Genomic DNA, 17,388 nt, shown 5'->3' with positions numbered 1-17,388 from the left:
GTATTCATTTATCTCTAAATTAAAAACTGCTTATTCTTTTGTTGGAAAATTTGTTTTGCCTCTTCCTTTTCTCGATTGGACTTAGGAATATTGATTTTCCGGGATATTTGACAAACAGTCGCACTTTTTCTTGTAAGAATACCGAACGCAATAAGTTGCTGGAAATACTCCAGGACTGGAACCATTGGATCTGGCCTTTCCAACTGAGGCAAATGCCGAGGTATAATTTCTTTTGTGCTTATTCGTTTATTTAACCTCCAGATTACTTCTTTTATTGTGATGGGATCGCCGGGATTCTTATTCGCAATGAGATCAAGATAAAGATAGGTCTGCCAAATGATCGGCGCAGTGGTAATGTAAAAGGAGTGGGTCAAAGGCAGGCCGAGTTCTGGGGGCAATAAAAAGAGATTAAGTTGATGTTTATAAAGCTCTTGCAGAAACACATGATGACCGGCTCCGGAATGTAGCGCCCATTTTAAAGAATAGTTTTCAATTTCCCTAACCCAACTTGTGTATCTTTGATAATTTGGGCTGGCATTTGGCTCCAATAGGTCTCCTACTACTGTCTTCTGAAGCGGGTAGCGAGAATGTCGGACGAAAGCATTTTTTATGGAATACGGTATGATCGAATTTACAATATGGAAATTTTTGGTTTTTGGACAATAAGCGGGTATATAAGAATGGTGTGAGGCTGAAGTTCGTAAGAATAAGTAATGAAACTGAGATAGAGGAAGTATCCCCTTAGCATTGGGTTGAAGATGGTGGTTGGAAAGAATCCAAAGCGGTGTATAATCATGTTCCAGATAGGTTGTCGTACGTTTGATAAATACTGTTTCCGGTATTGACGAGCATTGAAATTCTAACGCATATTTTTTTCCCTGATAATGGAACAGGATGTCAGGCCGCTGCCTAATGTTGCTGTCGTAATATTCAAGAATACAAGGTATTCTTTGGCCTGCAAGCCATTGATATAGCTGAAACTTTCCTTCCATATGTGTGATTGTTTCCCGTTCATAGGCCTCTTGACACGTATACCCGCTTTTATGGGCAAAATGAAACATCCGCAGTTCTCCCAATTTTAATAAGACAGGCTCACCGCATACCGGACAGATAAACTCTTCATAATTTCTCAGCCTCATTAGCGTTTCCTTTGATTGCACATTTGCCAAACAGACGATATTACCTGCTTTTGTTTGTGCTGTAAACATTGGCAACTCTCCTTTCCCAGTTATTATTCGACAAATATTGCCAAAATCCTTTTTAAAAGCAAAAAAACCCGCCTCTCTCGGGCGAGTTTCTTAGAGCAAAGGGGAAAGCAGCCTTGCCGTGGATTCTAATAATCTAAATCCAATATGACGCTTTTGAAATGCTTTTAAGTCCAATTGTTTCGAGTACTCTAGATCATTTAAATATTCAGCTACAAGCTTCTGCGCACTTTTAGTCCGGAACAGGAAAGCGTTGACCTCAAAGTTTAAATGAAAGCTTCTCATGTCCATATTCGATGTACCGATCGAAGCCAGTTCTCCATCTACAATTACAATTTTACTATGCATAAAGCCGCGTTCGTATTCATATATCTTAACTCCTGCTTCCAACAATTCCGGGAAATAGGATCGGGATGCATGAAACACGATGCGCTTATCCGGACGATTTGGAACCAGCAGCCTTACATCAATGCCACTCAAGGCCGCAACCTTAATCGCTGAAAAGATATCCTCATCCGGGATAAAATAGGGTGAGGCAATCCAAACTGATTGACTGGCCGAACCAATCATGGAGAAAAAGATGTTTTTTATAACGCTATGTACATTATCTGGGCCGCCAGCAATTAACTGAACTCCGCCATGACTCTTATCATCAATTTGCGGTGATAGATACTCAGCTGTCAAAAAACTATGATTTGTCATGTAATACCAATCTTGAAGAAAGATTAGTTGAAGTGTCCGCACAGCTTCGCCTCTGAGCATTAAATGAGTATCTCGCCAAAAGCCAATATCCTTGTCTCTTCCCAAATACTCATCACCGATATTTAATCCCCCGACAAAGCCAATATTTCCATCAATCACAATAATTTTCCGATGATTGCGAAAGTTAAATTTATTATTTAAAAACGGTAATTTAACAGGCCCAAATGACACCGTTTCAATACCTGCGCTTTTAAGATCATTAATAAAGGCCTTTGAAAGCTGCCAGGAACCGACTGCATCAAACATAAAGCGGATTTTTACACCTTCATTTGCTTTTTGTATTAATATGTTTTTTATTTCCTGGCCAATTTGGTCATGCCGAAAAATATAATATTCCATATGGATATGATGCCTGGCCCGTTTTAATTCTTCAAGAATATGCCGAAAGGTTTCTTCCCCATTGGTTAAAACCTTGGTGGCAGTATCGAAAGAAATCGGGCTGTTAGCCAGCTTTTGTGCCAGTTTAAATAATTTCCCTTGATGCTCACCCATTAACTCCAGTTTTTCTTCACTTCTAGGATCATCGTCCCCTTCAACAGTCAAAAAGGCCTGTTTATCAAGGAAATACTTTTTGCGAAATATCCGTTCTTTTCGATAGTTTCGGCCAAACAGCAAATAAAAAATAAATCCAACAAGCGGGAAACTGCCAAGGACAATCAGCCAAGTGATGGTTTGGGCCGGGTGTCGATTTTCTAAAAAAATCACAAATCCTATAAAGATGACGGACAGCGAAATTAATACACTTAAGAATCCTAGTACACCGCTCTCCAACCGATCCTTAAAGAAAAACAATAGTACGGAAAGCACTGCTAAATATATAACAACCCTTACCGTGTTTTTCAAATAATTCACCCCACCAAAAAACCTACTTCAAGCTAAAATACCGATTTCAGATGTGAAATCGGTATCTTATTTAGCCAAAATGTTTTCTCAACTCTGAAAAAACATTTTCCGAAATAATTTCTTTACCGTATTCTTGAAGTCGATGAATGGTCAGCTGTGTTTCATTCCCATATTCAAGGAGGATACTTAACAGGTCATCAATTTCATCTTCTTCAAATGAATCTTCCGGAAATTCCGTATATAGATAATATTTTCCTTCAAAATGATATAGCTTAGTAACGATATTATCCAGTCCAGGACGCTTCGATAGGCTGATCACATCTTCAAAATCCCTAAAGCTAAGGATAAACTCTAATATTTCTTCATCAAGCAAATCCTCGTCTTCCGAATAGTTCGGATTAAAATGCTGATCTAATAGCTCTTCTATCTTTTCATCAACAGGAAGATCTTTTAGTTTATCATTCGGAATTGGGAGTTCGAATTTTTGACCATCTTTTGAAATCTGTGCTTTAGTCACTAAAACTTCTAGTCCTTTATCCAATGCCTGAACCTGAATCCAAAGCGGACCTTCAACGACAAAATCCTCGTCATCGTGGACTTCATCCATCATTTCCCAAAAGAGTTCTTCGCTTCGTTCTCGATTGTACCAAATTTCCTCGCGATCAAAGCCTCTCTCTTCTATATCACCATAAGAAATATAAAATTTTACCGTGTTCTCATTGATGCGCTCAATTTCCATTTAAACCTCTCCCTTCCATTGTCCATATTGAAGGGACTAAATACCCCCAGCAGATAATGCTTAAGCATTTCTGGTACTTACATTTTATGATAAATAAACTAATAAGGGAAATAAAAAACTTAAAAACACAAAAACCCTACATCTGCCTATTTTCATATGAACAGGGATTAATGAAACCTTAAAGGGATATATCTTAATTAGATATTCCTTTTATTATAACAAATTAAAAAGGAAACATCAAATGGTTCAATTTAAAAAGGGCTTCCATTGGAAGCCCTTTTGTTATTCAATTAATTTACCATTCTTTGCGCTTCACGCAATTGGAATGTTCTAACCTTTCTTGGCAAGAAGCGGCGGATTTCATCCTCATTATAGCCAACTTGGAGACGTTTCTCATCGATAATAATCGGCCGGCGCAGCAATCCTGGATTCTCTTTAATTAATTTGAACAAATCCTGCAGCGGCATAGTATCCAAATTTACATCCAACTTTTGAAAAGTTTTGGATCTCGTTGAGATAATTTCGTCAGTTCCATCTTCTGTCATTCGTAAAATTTCCTTTATTTCTTCCATAGATAACGGCTCTGAGAAAATATTTCTTTCTTTGTATGGAATCTCATGCTCTTCGAGCCATGATTTTGCCTTTCGACATGATGTACAACTTGGTGAGGTGTAAAGTGTAACCATCCGTTTTTCACACTCCTCTAATATTTACTAATCTATAAGGTAACCAGTATATAGAGATAAGTTAATCTAACAATGTAAAATTAAAATTATTATAAATAAGTAATTTATATCATTAATTATACACCACAACCCTTGAAAAAGGTATCCTTTTTTAAAAAATATTAAACGTCATAAAAAAACAATTATTTTAACAAGTCCTACTATATATGACGTATAAGTCTCGGAAAAGTTTCACATTTTTTTAGGGTATTCTCTTGAAAAATTTATAGAAATCTTTTTTTTCATTCACATAATATTCGCTTGGACAGGCCTTTTTTTGTGGGTAATTGAAAGAATTCTCATTTAAAACAGTTAATTGAAAACGCATTCATTATTTAACTTAACTTAGATTGCCCTTTGTTATTTTCCTCTTTCATTCCATGTTGATTTCTTTTAAAATAGACTGTAGGGGAAATTATTGATTGCTACGAATGGAGGGACGAACATGGTTGCATACATAACAGATTTCTCGATTGTTGCTCTGTTGGTCATAGGGATTACAGCGTTAATGGGTCCCATTACAAATGGATTGGGTGAAAGGGTATTTGGTGGAAAACGACGCACTGAATTTGTCGATCAAAGTGCCAAATTCCAAACAGGCTGGAAACAAGTTGGCGGCAAGAAAAAATAATTTCTGATATCAAGGATAAAGACGATCTCAATAGCAGAGATCGTCTTTTTTCATCTTGATTGTGCTTGATATTGCTTGTACTCTTTTTCTGAACATAGTACAAAGTGCCCTGGAGTCACTTCACGAAATTCAACTGGTTCATTGTCCTCATAATTATGACTAGCCGGATCATAAGACTTCCGCTTCCTAGTGCGTTCACTGATTGGGTCAGGAACCGGGATGGCAGACAATAATGATTGAGTATACGGATGCAGTGGATTACGGTAAAGTTCTTCAGCTGTTGTCAGTTCGACCATTTTACCAAAATACATAACACCGATACGATCACTAATGTATTTAACCATTGATAAGTCATGGGCAATAAATAAATAAGTTAACTCTTTTTCATGCTGCAGCTTTTTCATTAGGTTAACGACCTGAGCCTGAATGGAAACGTCCAATGCTGAGATTGGCTCATCCGCAATAATAAACTCTGGCTGAACAGCTAAAGCACGGGCAATTCCAATCCGTTGACGCTGACCGCCGGAAAACTCATGCGGATAGCGGTTAGCATGCTCACGATTCAAGCCAACTGTTTCAAGCAGGTTATAGACGCGTTCCATTCGATCCTGTCTGGAAGAAGCAAGACCATGAATATCAATTCCCTCGGCAATAACATCAGCAATTTTCAAACGAGGGTTTAATGATGCGTATGGGTCTTGGAAAATCATTTGCATCTTACGGTTAAATTGCTTCAAGTCTTTCTTGGATTTCTTGCCGTGAACATTAACTCCATCATACAAGACTTCCCCGCCAGTAGCATCGTACAAACGAATAATAGTCCGTCCAGTTGTCGATTTGCCGCAGCCGGATTCACCAACAAGTCCCATAACTTCTCCTTTATAAATATCAAAGGATACATTATCGACTGCCTTTACTTCATTGGGTTTTCCTTCATTAAAATATTGCTTTAAATTTTTGATTTCGAGTAATTTTTTTCTTTCTGCCATCTATTTCCCCCCCTTTGCGCCAACAAATTGATTTTGACGCCTTTTAACAGCTTCAGGCGGTTCCACCTTAGGTGCATCCGGATGCAACAGCCAAGTCGCTGCATAATGGGTATCGGATACCTTAAAGAATGGCGGCTCCTGCTCCAAATCAATTTTCATAGCATAAGCATTCCGCGGTGCAAAGGCATCTCCTTTAGGAGGCTCTAATAAATCAGGCGGAGTACCCGGAATTGAATATAACTCTTCATCTTCTGTTTCCATATCCGGCATCGAGCTGATTAATCCCCATGTATATGGATGCTGCGGATTATAGAATATTTCGTCTGCTGTACCGATTTCAACTATCTTACCGCCATACATAACGGCAACACGGTCCGCTACATTGGCAACTACCCCCAAATCATGGGTGATAAAAATAATCGATGTATCAATTTTCTTTTGCAGGTCTTTCATCAATTCTAAAATTTGCGCCTGGATGGTCACGTCAAGTGCTGTTGTCGGCTCATCAGCAATTAATACCTTTGGATTGCATGCTAATGCAATCGCAATAACAACCCTTTGTCTCATACCGCCGGAAAATTGATGTGGATATTGATCGATACGAATTTCCGGTTTCGGAATACCAACCAGCTTTAACAATTCTAATGCTCTTTGTCTGGCAGCATGCCTGCTCATGTTTTGATGCTTAATTAACGGCTCCATGATTTGGTTGCCTATTTTCATCGTCGGGTTCAATGAAGTCATTGGATCCTGGAAGATCATTGAAATTTCTTTCCCCCGAATTTTCTGCATTTGTTTGTCACTTAATTTTGTGAGGTCTTTTCCACCAAACAGGATTTCTCCACCTTTGATTTCCGAATTATGTTCGGGAAGCAACCGCATAATTGATTTTGTTGTGACAGATTTCCCCGATCCTGACTCACCAACTATTGCTAACGTTTCCCCTTTAAGCAAATCAAAGCTGACACCTCTGATTGCTTTTACTTCACCAGCAAAGGTATGAAACGATATATTTAAATTTTTTACTTCTAAGATTTTCTCCACTACCATTCACCTGCCCTCTAATCTCGCATTTTTGGATCTAGTGCATCACGTAAACCGTCCGCAACGAGGTTGAAACATACCATGATTAATGCAATCATGATCGATGGAATAATCATTTGGTACGGGAATGCAATCATTGATTTGAAACCATCTTCTACTAATGAACCTAAGGATGCATGCGGATCTTGTAATCCTAATCCGATAAAACTTAAAAATGCTTCGAAGAAAATTGCATTTGGAATCGAAAACATTGTATTAATAATAATGACACCGAACATATTTGGAATCATATGCTTAAAAACGATAGAAGAATCCGCTGCCCCTAATGTTTTGGCTGCCAATACAAATTCTTGACCTTTAAATTTTAAAACCTGCGCCCGGACTACACGCGCCATACTAGTCCACCCAGTAATGGTTAACGCAATAACGATTGGAAAAATACCTGGTTTTAAAACCATAATCATTAACACAACGACAATTAGATTTGGAATACCTACGAGTATCTCAATAATCCGCTGCATGAAACTATCAACTTTGCCGCCTACATAACCTGATACCGCTCCATACGTTACTCCGATAACCATATCGATTAACGCTGCTAAAAACGCAATTAATAGGGAAATTTGTGTACCTTTCCAAACACGGGCAAAAAGGTCACGTCCTAAACTGTCTGTACCAAACCAATAATAAGCATCTATCTTCCGTACCTCATAGGCGTTATACTCTGTGCCATTCCGTCTCTGTAATGTACCATCAAAAGGAAGCCAGTGGACATTTTCAAGACCTTGGATTCTTGGCGGCAGATTGTTGTGCTTTGTATTTTGAGCGTCGTATTCATAAGGTGTTAGTAACGGACCAACAAAGGCCATAATGATGAAAAGCACAAGAAGGATCATGCTCAAAACGGCACCTTTATTTTTTCGGACACGAAGCCAAGAATCCTGCCAGAAGTTCAAGCTCGGTTTAGCAATTTTCTCACTTTTTGATGGATCGATATGGGCGGGCGCAAACATATCTTTTGAAATGATGTTTTCTTTGTTGATCATTTAGCTTTCCCCCCCGAAATACGAATACGCGGATCAATAATTCCATATAGAATATCTACCACTAAGATGACAACCACAAATAAAAGGGCAAAAAGAAGATTCGTACCCATAATAACTGGATAATCATTTGTGGAAATCGATTTTACGAATTGTTCCCCTAAACCAGGAACAGCGAATATTTTTTCAATAACTAAAGATCCTGTCATTAAGCTGACCGCTAAAGGTCCTAATACCGTAACAACTGGGATTAGCGCATTTCTAAGTGCATGCTTAATGCTTATTTGCCAATAGCTGGCGCCCTTTGCTCTAGCCAATGTAATGTAATCAGACCCTAACACTTCAATCATCTCAGTACGCATAAAACGTGCTGCAATCGAAATTGGGAACATGGCTAAGGCGATTGTAGGAAGGATGGTATATTCCGGTCCCCGCCACAACATAACTGGTAACCACCCTAACTTAACTGCTACGTAATATTGGAGCAGCCCGGCGAAAATAAATGAAGGAATAGACTTACCTACAACCGCAAGGAAAGTGGATGTGTAGTCAATCCATGTATTTTGCCTTAATGCTGCAATAGCACCTAAAAAGATTCCAATGATCGCACCAAATACCATTGCTTGTACACCTAATACAGCAGATGGGCCAATTCGGTTTCCAAGTAGTTCTGATACAGGGGTATTATTAAATTGAAATGATACGCCTAAATCCCCTTGTGCTAGATTCTTCATATAGTTGAAATATTGAACAGGCACGGGGTCATTTAGGTTATATTTATCCAACAAAATGTTCTGCTGGACCACTGATAGCTTTTGAAAGTTATTAAACGGGCTTCCAGGAATTAGCTTCATGAGGAAAAAAGTAACGGATGCAACGATGAACAGTGTAAGTAACATATAAATAAAACGCTGCACAAGATATTTGGCCATGCCTACACCTCCTAATTTGTAAAATTCGTCATTTTTCGACAATTCCAATACAGGGAAAAAGAGAGTATATCTTTTAAATATACTCTCTTTCTTTATTTGGTTAGTATAGCTTATTTTGTAATCTTAATCCACTGATAGCTATAATCTGGTCCAAAGGCATGGTGTGCAAAACCTTTAACCGTAGGTTGGATTAATAGGTTAACTGAACGCTGATACATTGGAGCAACAGCTGCATCATCTTCTAGCATCATTTTTTCAGCGTCTTGCAATGTCTTCCAACGCTTAGCTAAGTCAGTTTCTTCGTTTGCAGATTGAATCATCTTGTCAAACTCAGCATTGCTGTACGCCATGTTATTGTGACTTCCGCCTGTTAACCAAAGATCCATGAATGTCATTGGGTCAGCATAGTCTGGACCCCAGCCGCCGAACAATAGATCATAGTCTTTATTGTTTTCACGGTCAATACGGATTTTGAAAGGCACTGGTTGAACATCAAGTTTTAAACCTGTAAGTGTACCTTCTAACTGATCTCTTACGAATGCGTCAGAAAGTTTAGAAGTTTCAGTGTCGCCACCAACGTAAACTAGCTTAACTTCTTTAACACCAAGTTCTTGTAAACCTTTTTCCCAAAGCTTCTTAGCTTCGTCTTTATCTGTTTTCAAGAATTCGTTTTCTTTAGTACGGAAATCTTTACCTTCAAAGAAAGTAAATCCTTTTGGAACAACGAAGTTAGCAGGAATTGATCCATTTGCTAATACATCATCAACTAGAGCTTGTTTGTCAACAGCAAGTGCAATTGCACGACGGATATTTTCGTTTTTAAGAGCTGGATTTGTCTGGTTCATTTTGATCCAGAAAATAGATGGCTCTTGGTATTGTAATAATGCAGGATCACCTTCATATTGAGAAAGGATTGCTGCTTGTGCAAGTTTAGGCGTGATATCTGCTTCACCAGCAGTAAAGGCGTTAGCAGATGCTTGCGGGTCTTTTGATACGTTAAAGTTAATTTTAGTTAACGTAACGTTTTTAGCATCCCAGTAATTTTCGTTCTTTTCTAATACCCACTCAGTTGCAGTTGGGCCATCCCACTTGGTCATTTTGAAAGGACCGTTTGAAATCAGGTTAGCTGCTGAAGAAGCATATTTGTCGCCTTGTGCTTCAACAAACTTTTGGTTTTGCGGGTAGAACAATGGGAAAGTCAGATAAGATTCAATATAAGGAATTGGTCTTACTAACGTAATTTCCAAAGTGTTGTCATCTTTCGCAACAATACCTAAATCTTCAATTTTTGCTTCACCTTTAACGATTTCAGAGGCATTTTTGATTTTGCCTTCCATGAAGTATGGTCCGTATGGAGAAGCAGTGTCAGGGTTAATTGCACGCTGCCAAGAATAAACGAAGTCCTTTGCAGTTACAGGTGTACCATCTGCCCACTTAACATCTTTTTTCAATTTGATTGTAAGAACAGTATTGTCCTCATTAAATTCTGGAGCAGCTTCAGCAATTCCAGGAATAACCTTTTGGTCTGGGTCTAAACGATATAGACCTTCTTGTGTCGCAGAGATCATGGTAAAACCGATTGTATCTTCTGCTAATACGCTGTCCATTGCTGGAATCTCAGAAGATTCAAGTACGTTAAGTACTTGCTCATCTGCAAGTTGTTCTTCAGCAGCTTTTTCGCCGCCGCCTTTGTCTGTCTCTTTACCTTCGTTCTTCTTGCCACCACCGCTACATGCAGCAAGGAACATGCTTAGAACTAGTGTTAGAATTAAAAGTAGTGAAAGTTTTGATTTCTTCACTAGTAGACCTCCCTTTTCTATTATTCTGAAAAATTACTACATTCCCTATTATACATATTTTTAAATTAATGTACATTACTTTTTTAAAAATTATTTACACAATAGCAACAATTTTTACGTTTGACTGGGAAATAACTGTGTTATACTTTACTCTTATAAGGTGTTTTTTTTAAGAAAAACCCTTATAATATCACAATTCCGGAGGTTAATCGTGTTCTCCAAAATAAAGAAAAGAGCATTATTGGTTGCGCTTACACAATTTGCTATTTTAATTTTTTCCTTTATTTTTTATCGGAAAATTTCCTTAATTAGCTATATTAATATATCTTTTTATGTTTCTTCAGCCTTATTACTTACCTTCTTATTGGTCTATACGATTCAAAGCGGTTTTTATGATGTAATTGGAAAGTCATTTAATCTTGTCTTTTCCAAAGATAGGAAACGAAATTTCAAAGAGATTCCCTCCTTATCCGAGATAGTAACATTTGATAATAAGCCGCTTTTATTTCACGGACTAGTGACTGGTCTGTTCATGGTATTAGCCCTCGTCGCTTATTATGGTTAACTAACTTGAAAACATCTATACAAATCATATATAATGGGAAATAATGATAAAATAGGAATAAAGCAATGACGAAAGAATAGTACGTATAATACCGTTTTTAGAGAGTTTGTGGCTGGTGGAAACAAACACGTGAATTATACGGAATGGGCTTCCTGAGCTTCTTTCTGAACCTTTAATCAAGGATTGGAACTAGTAGGAATAGACGTATCTCTGCGTTAAAGAGAATCCCGCCGTCAAATAAGATGGATGTGGAGCTTAAGTGACTCTTTATGAGTAATTAGGGTGGTACCGCGAGCCATTCGTCCCTACAGTATTGGGATGAGTGGCTTTTTTTATTTACATATTTTTTAGGAGGATTTTCATGAAAACGATATTTTCAGGTATACAGCCAAGCGGAACAATTACGCTTGGCAACTACATTGGGGCTTTGAAGCAATTTGTTGAATTGCAGAATGAATATAACTGTTTTTTTTGTATTGTTGATCAGCATGCGATTACCGTTCCCCAAGACCCTGCGACATTAAGGAAAAACATCCGCAGTTTAGCTGCGTTGTATCTTGCAGTGGGACTTGACCCAGAAAAGGCAACCTTATTTATTCAATCCGAGGTTCCAGCCCATGCCCAAGCTGGATGGATGATGCAATGTGTTTCCTATATTGGTGAACTGGAACGTATGACTCAGTTTAAGGATAAATCTGCAGGAAAAGAAGCCGTTTCTGCAAGTTTATTAACGTACCCGCCTTTAATGGCTGCCGATATCTTGTTATATAATGCCGATCTTGTCCCGGTTGGTGAAGATCAAAAGCAGCATATGGAACTTACTCGGGATCTAGCTGAACGTTTCAACAAAAAATTCCAGGACGTTTTAACAATCCCGGATGTCCGCATTCCGAAAGTAGGAGCACGGATTATGTCACTTCAGGAGCCTACAAAAAAAATGAGCAAATCCGATCCAAATACTAAGGCCTTTATCACACCGCTTGATGATCCAAAGCAAATGGCGAAAAAGATCAAAAGTGCCGTAACGGATTCAGACGGAATTGTAAAATTTGACAGAGAAAATAAACCCGGCATTTCAAATCTCCTATCGATTTATTCCATTTTGGGCGAAAAATCGATAGCAGAGCTAGAAGCAATGTACGATGGCAAGGGCTATGGCGCATTTAAAGGTGATTTAGCTGAAGTTGTAGTGAATTTCTTCAAACCAATTCAAGAAAGATACTATAACTTAATGGAATCAACTGAATTGGATGATATTTTAGATCGAGGGGCAGAAAAAGCGAATCAAGTGGCAAGTGTTACCCTAAAGAAAATGGAAACTGCAATGGGACTAGGCCGCGGCAGAAAATAGAAATAAAAAAGCCTGACCTCCAAAAGGTATGTTGTTCACACCTTTTGGGTCAGGCTTTTTTAATTTACCTTCGGACCATGCTCCATCTCCCAAAGCTTTTCAAAAAATGGTTGTCCCTTTATTAAATTCTCACAAAAAATTTCATGCTTTTTAGTCCAGCCGTATTTTATTTCCTCGTAAAGCTGCTCCCATGCATCGGCAAAATTCAATTCTTGAATGACCGGATAGCGTTCAGGACACCATTCAGTGAACCAATAGCGAATTTCAGCCTCATTGTTAGAAGCAAATAATTGATCAAGTGCCATAAATAATAGCTGTTTTAATTGTCGTTCTTTCCTTGTTAGTCCTGTCATTAACATTGGCTCCGGCGATAGAATATGAAAGTCCTTATCTATCGAAGGTCCGGAAAATTTATATTTTGTGTGTTCATGGGTGCTGATCATTTCGTAGACCAGTTGTTCCTGTCTAGGAATTAATCGGCTCTTACGAATTGGAATATTATAACCGATTGTATCAACTGCCAGAATACCAACACCATCGGTCACAACAAAACAATAGTCAAGCTGAATTCTTTCATGGTTTTTTCTCAGGTATGCTTTTTGATAGATATCATCCATAAGCTGTTGAGGCAGTTCAGACAGGTCATTTTCTATGTAATTAAACAAAATATGCTCGACCTTTAAAAGCGGTACCTGGTCTAACAATTCGACTCCATCATCCTTGCGCCATTCATGAAAATGGCAAACATTATAACCATTTTCTTCCCCTTCAAACCAATTAACCCAAACATCATGAAGATATAACATTACATCTACCCCTCACTTCAAGAAACTGTTTTCAATCAGTATGGGCAGTCGTTAGTTAAATTATTCCTGTAGATAAAGATTGCTCCATTTCAAAATAAGCAAATAAAAAATCTACCATATATGGATGGTAGATTTTTATCTTCTTGATTTTGGATTAAATGCATCCTTAAGGCCTTCACCAATAAAGTTAATTGAAAGAATAGTGATTGTGATAATCAATGCTGGCGGTACCCAAATCCATAGCTTAAATTGTAGAACATCAGGTTCATTTGCCGAGTTTAACATATTGCCCCAGCTTGGAATTTCCTGCGGTACACCAAATCCTAAGAAACTTAAGCCTGTTTCGGCAACAATCATCGTTGCGAAGGTAATGGTTGCTTGAACGATAATTGTTGATAGGATGTTTGGTAAAAGGTGTTTTACAATCACCTTTGCTGGTGAACATCCAATCGAAATAGCTGCGGTAATATATTCATTTTCCTTTTCGGCCAAAATTTTACTTCGGACAATCCGGGCGATTCCACCCCAGCTTAAAATACTGATAGTAATGATCAACACCCAAAGGCCATTCACTTTTCCAAATAGTATCGCGTTTAATACGATAACAAATACAAGGAAAGGAAAGTTTAAGATGAAGTCGGTAAATCTCATTAATAACCCGTCAACAGCCCCGCCAAAATAACCGGCAACTGAGCCAATCAGGGTACCCAGAACAATAACGAACATGGTACAGCTTATCCCAACCAAGAGTGAAATTCTTCCGCCGTAAAGTAAGCGTGTAAAAACATCACGGCCCGATTTATCTGTACCTAGCCAATGATCACCAGAAGGCACTAACGACATTTGTCCAATATTAACCTTGGTGATATCCGCTGTAGTAATATACGGTGCAAGTATGGAAATAATGGCAACCGTTATAAGAAAAAATAGGCTTGTCATTGCCAGCTTGTTTTTTATAAACTTACGCCTGGCCATCGCAAAAGGTGATAAACTTTTCTTCGGGGGTGCTGCTGTCATCTTTGTGTCCTTCTGAGTAACGATTTCCATTCTCTTTCCCCCTAATCTAAACGAATTCTCGGATCCACGACACCATACAGTACATCAGCCACAAGGTTGCCGATTAGTGTCAAGAAGGAGAATAGCATTGTCAAAGTCATTAGTACTGGATAATCCCTTGTTCCAACCGATTGCAGGAATAGCTGCCCCAAACCAGGATAGGTAAAAATGGTCTCTGTTATAATGGCACCACTAATGATTGCTACAAGGTCAAATCCTAAAAAGGTTATAAGTGGAATAATAGAGTTCCTTAAAATATGAACATTATAAATTTTTCTTTCCGGTGTGCCTTTGGCACGTGCTGTCCGGACAAAGTCCTTACGGCTGTTTTCAATGATGTCATTACGCAAAAATTGTGTGTAACTTGCAGTACTTAATAAACCTAAAACCAAAGCTGGCAGTAAAACATGGTGGAATCGGCTCAGCCAATAAGCCAATGTTCCCTCTGTCATTCCGATATCAACAGAACCATTGGATGGGAACCATCCCAGTGTAAAAGAAAATAGGAAAATAGCAAAAACCCCGGCAATAAACGATGGAATAGATAATCCCAAATAGTTTAGCCCGCCTATCAGATTATCACCAATGGTATACGGTTTTCGTCCTGAATAGGTACCCATGATAAAGGCAAGGATATAGGTAATAAGAATGGATGTTAATCCCAGCATAATCGTGTTTGGCAATCGTTCACCAATAACATCTGAAACTTCTATTTTAAAGCGCGTAGATTTTCCAAAATCGCCTTGAGCAAAATTGGAGATCCATCGGAAATATTGCTGTGGCATCGGGTCATTATAGCCCAATTTTTCCCGCATTTCCTCGATATATTGCGGATCCGTGTTTCTAGGATCAATCTCACCGCTAATTCCGTCTCCTGGCATTAATTTTGCCAGTGTAAAGACTACAATCGAGATTAGGAACAACATCGGAATCATGCCCAAAATTCTTCGCAACGAATACTTCAGCATATGCATTCTCCTTGTCTATAAACTATGTCAAATACTGAAAAATACAATGAGGTTTGTAACCTAATTGGTTTAAATGGGTGGGGCAGGAAAGGCTTGAAACCTTCTGCCCCTTTAATCCCCTTTAAATGTTAGGCATGAATTAACAACTAGGTAGCATTTAACATAGTCTAATGCATGTTAGTCTGCTGTAATTATTGTTTAATCCACCATTCATTTGGACGGTTCATACCAGATACGTCAAATTTAACGTCTTGAACACGCTTCGCAACTGCCATAGTTTCTTCAAGTTCAGCAATTGGCAGGATTGGAAGTTCCTTCATGAATTCTTTTTGCCATTGTACATATAGGTCTTTACGTTTTTCGTTATCTGTACCAACTACGCTGATATCAAGTGCTTGATCCAATAACTTATCGCTCTCTTCACTTACCCAGCGAGGGTAGTTCCAAAGAGCTTTAGAGCCCCAAAGTGGAGTTGGATCTGGATCGGCACCAGTTGACCAGCCGCCGAAGAATACTTCCATAGACTTGTCAGCTTTTTCAAGCATATCGTAGTAAAGGTTTACATCAGTCATAGATAATTTAGATTTTAAGCCAACTTCTTCCCAATATTGAGTCAATGCTTTCGCACGTGCTTCAAATGTTGGGTTTTGAGTTGCATAGTGAGAGAAGTTTACAACGAACTCTTTACCATTTGGATCTTCACGGTAACCGTCGTTGTTTACATCTTTGTATCCAGCTTCGTCTAACAATTGCTTAGCTTTCTCAGGGTCGTACTTGTATTGCTCTAAATCTTTGTTGTCTGCAGAAATCCAGTGGTTAGTAGGAATTGGACGGTTAACCGGCTTACCTACACCGAAGAAGAACGCCTTAACCCACTCTTCACGGTTGATTGCATAGTACATTGCTTCACGAAGTTTCTTTTCTTGGTATTTAGGCTCGTTCATTACGTTCTTTTCGCCATCCCATGTTCCTAAACGGAAACCAACATAGTAGTAGCTCACGCCTGGATATGTTACAGCTTCAACGTTATCAAGTGCTTTTACCTGATCGATGATGCTTGGGTGGAAAGAAGTCATATCAAGTGTACCGTTCTTCAGCTCTCCAACAGATAGAGATGGATCGATAACTTTTACAACAACCTTTTCGATATGCGGTTTGCCGCCGAAGTAGTCATCAAAACGTTCCATTTCAACGGATTCACCAGGAACTACTTTTGAAACTTTGAATGGTCCCAAGCCTACTGGCTTAACACGAACCGGGTCAGAACCCATCATGTCTTTAACGGCAATGCCTTTAAATGCAGTACGGTTCATTGGGTATGTCCAAAGGTTATCCAAGTTGTTAACGCGTGCTTTGTCAAAAGTAATTTCGATGTTGTAGTCATCGACAACTTTAACACCTTCGATTTTGTCAGCTTTACCATCGTGGAAATCTTGTGCGCCAACAATGTTTCTCACGTTATCAAAACGTGGACCGTCATAGTCCTTGTCAGCAATTGTGTATAATGCGAATTCCCAGTCTTTTACTGATAATTCATCGCCATTGTGCCATTTAACGCCTTCTTTAATCTTGAACTTGAAAACCTTATTGTCTTCTGTAGTCCATGAAGCGATATGTGGCTGTGCTTTTAATTGTGCATCGTAATCGATTAAGTTTTCATCAAAGAAATCGATGACGTATGCATCAGTAGCATTTCCATAAAATGAATAGTTGAATTTGCCTTCAGGAGATGAATCAAGTGCGTATACTAATGTACCGCCATCCTGAGGTTTATCTGCTGTTTCACCAGACTTACCATTATTTTCTTCGTTCTTTGTGCCGGTTTTTTCACCGCCGCCTGAACACGCTGCTAAAAATGCTGAAAGAACAAGCATTAACGCAGCAAGCCAAAGCATACTTCTCTTCTTCATTGGTTTCCCCCCTAAGAGTT

16 protein-coding genes and 1 other annotated feature are annotated in these 17,388 nt (G+C 38.7%); of the genes, 3 read left to right on the top strand and 13 right to left on the bottom strand.

The window, feature by feature from the left end:
- Window positions 1–14: 14 nt before the first annotated feature.
- The 4 genes from ACZ43M_RS08660 to spxA form a co-directional block, all read right to left on the bottom strand.
- A complete protein-coding gene (locus tag ACZ43M_RS08660) occupies window positions 15–1,208 on the bottom strand; it encodes a competence protein CoiA (protein WP_464507002.1) in 1,194 nt (397 codons plus the stop codon).
- Between the two features lie 90 nt (window positions 1,209–1,298).
- Window positions 1,299–2,810 carry a cardiolipin synthase gene (cls, locus tag ACZ43M_RS08655; RefSeq protein ID WP_464507001.1) on the bottom strand — a complete coding sequence of 504 codons (1,512 nt, stop codon included), beginning with the start codon at window positions 2,808–2,810 and terminating at the stop codon, window positions 1,299–1,301.
- 70 nt (window positions 2,811–2,880) lie between these two features.
- The gene (mecA, locus tag ACZ43M_RS08650; RefSeq protein WP_464507000.1) at window positions 2,881–3,549 is read right to left on the bottom strand and encodes an adaptor protein MecA; all 669 of its coding nucleotides are present in this window, start codon (window positions 3,547–3,549) and stop codon (window positions 2,881–2,883) included.
- A 290-nt stretch (window positions 3,550–3,839) separates the two neighbouring features.
- Window positions 3,840–4,235, bottom strand: a complete 396-nt coding sequence (spxA, locus tag ACZ43M_RS08645; protein WP_066317391.1) for a transcriptional regulator SpxA — start codon at window positions 4,233–4,235, stop codon at window positions 3,840–3,842.
- A gap of 484 nt (window positions 4,236–4,719) precedes the next feature.
- On the opposite strand from spxA, the gene ACZ43M_RS08640 reads away from it, so the two are divergent.
- Window positions 4,720–4,905 (top strand): hypothetical protein, encoded by a 186-nt coding sequence (locus tag ACZ43M_RS08640; RefSeq protein WP_464506999.1) that lies wholly within the window; start codon window positions 4,720–4,722, stop codon window positions 4,903–4,905.
- Between the two features lie 50 nt (window positions 4,906–4,955).
- Here the strand turns inward: ACZ43M_RS08640 and ACZ43M_RS08635 are convergent, their stop codons facing one another.
- From ACZ43M_RS08635 to ACZ43M_RS08615, 5 genes are all read right to left on the bottom strand, one after another.
- Window positions 4,956–5,894, bottom strand: a complete 939-nt coding sequence (locus ACZ43M_RS08635) for an ABC transporter ATP-binding protein (protein WP_464506998.1) — start codon at window positions 5,892–5,894, stop codon at window positions 4,956–4,958.
- A complete protein-coding gene (locus ACZ43M_RS08630; protein WP_464507990.1) occupies window positions 5,895–6,938 on the bottom strand; it encodes an ABC transporter ATP-binding protein in 1,044 nt (347 codons plus the stop codon). It lies immediately after the preceding gene.
- Between the two features lie 17 nt (window positions 6,939–6,955).
- Entirely contained in the window at window positions 6,956–7,984 is a 1,029-nt protein-coding gene (gene opp3C, locus ACZ43M_RS08625; protein WP_464506997.1) for an oligopeptide ABC transporter permease, read from the bottom strand.
- Window positions 7,981–8,913: an oligopeptide ABC transporter permease gene (opp3b, locus tag ACZ43M_RS08620; RefSeq protein ID WP_464506996.1), complete on the bottom strand. Its 933-nt coding sequence runs from the start codon at window positions 8,911–8,913 to the stop codon at window positions 7,981–7,983. Before opp3b ends, opp3C begins: the two co-directional genes overlap by 4 nt.
- 110 nt (window positions 8,914–9,023) lie before the next feature.
- The gene (locus ACZ43M_RS08615) at window positions 9,024–10,712 is read right to left on the bottom strand and encodes a peptide ABC transporter substrate-binding protein (protein ID WP_464506995.1); all 1,689 of its coding nucleotides are present in this window, start codon (window positions 10,710–10,712) and stop codon (window positions 9,024–9,026) included.
- 211 nt (window positions 10,713–10,923) lie between these two features.
- Here ACZ43M_RS08615 and ACZ43M_RS08610 point away from each other — a divergent pair, with 211 nt between their 5' ends.
- Window positions 10,924–11,277, top strand: coding sequence for a DUF3899 domain-containing protein (locus ACZ43M_RS08610; RefSeq protein WP_464506994.1), 354 nt, complete (start codon window positions 10,924–10,926; stop codon window positions 11,275–11,277).
- A 56-nt stretch (window positions 11,278–11,333) separates the two neighbouring features.
- Window positions 11,334–11,587: a binding site (T-box leader), on the top strand.
- Between the two features lie 51 nt (window positions 11,588–11,638).
- A complete protein-coding gene (gene trpS / locus ACZ43M_RS08605) occupies window positions 11,639–12,628 on the top strand; it encodes a tryptophan--tRNA ligase (RefSeq protein WP_464506993.1) in 990 nt (329 codons plus the stop codon).
- A gap of 59 nt (window positions 12,629–12,687) precedes the next feature.
- On the opposite strand, the gene ACZ43M_RS08600 is transcribed toward trpS, so the two are convergent.
- From ACZ43M_RS08600 to opp4A, 4 genes are all read right to left on the bottom strand, one after another.
- Window positions 12,688–13,434 carry a DUF3603 family protein gene (locus ACZ43M_RS08600; protein ID WP_464506992.1) on the bottom strand — a complete coding sequence of 249 codons (747 nt, stop codon included), beginning with the start codon at window positions 13,432–13,434 and terminating at the stop codon, window positions 12,688–12,690.
- A 135-nt stretch (window positions 13,435–13,569) separates the two neighbouring features.
- Window positions 13,570–14,481, bottom strand: coding sequence for an oligopeptide ABC transporter permease (opp4C, locus tag ACZ43M_RS08595; RefSeq protein WP_464506991.1), 912 nt, complete (start codon window positions 14,479–14,481; stop codon window positions 13,570–13,572).
- 11 nt (window positions 14,482–14,492) lie between these two features.
- On the bottom strand, window positions 14,493–15,458 hold the full coding sequence (gene opp4B, locus ACZ43M_RS08590) for an oligopeptide ABC transporter permease (protein ID WP_464506990.1): 966 nt from the start codon (window positions 15,456–15,458) through the stop codon (window positions 14,493–14,495).
- A 191-nt stretch (window positions 15,459–15,649) separates the two neighbouring features.
- Entirely contained in the window at window positions 15,650–17,368 is a 1,719-nt protein-coding gene (gene opp4A, locus ACZ43M_RS08585) for an oligopeptide ABC transporter substrate-binding protein (protein WP_464506989.1), read from the bottom strand.
- Window positions 17,369–17,388 lie beyond the last annotated feature (20 nt).

It is taken from the genome of Neobacillus sp. B24 (assembly GCF_055381825.1).
This window is presented reverse-complemented; position numbering and strand designations above follow the sequence as displayed.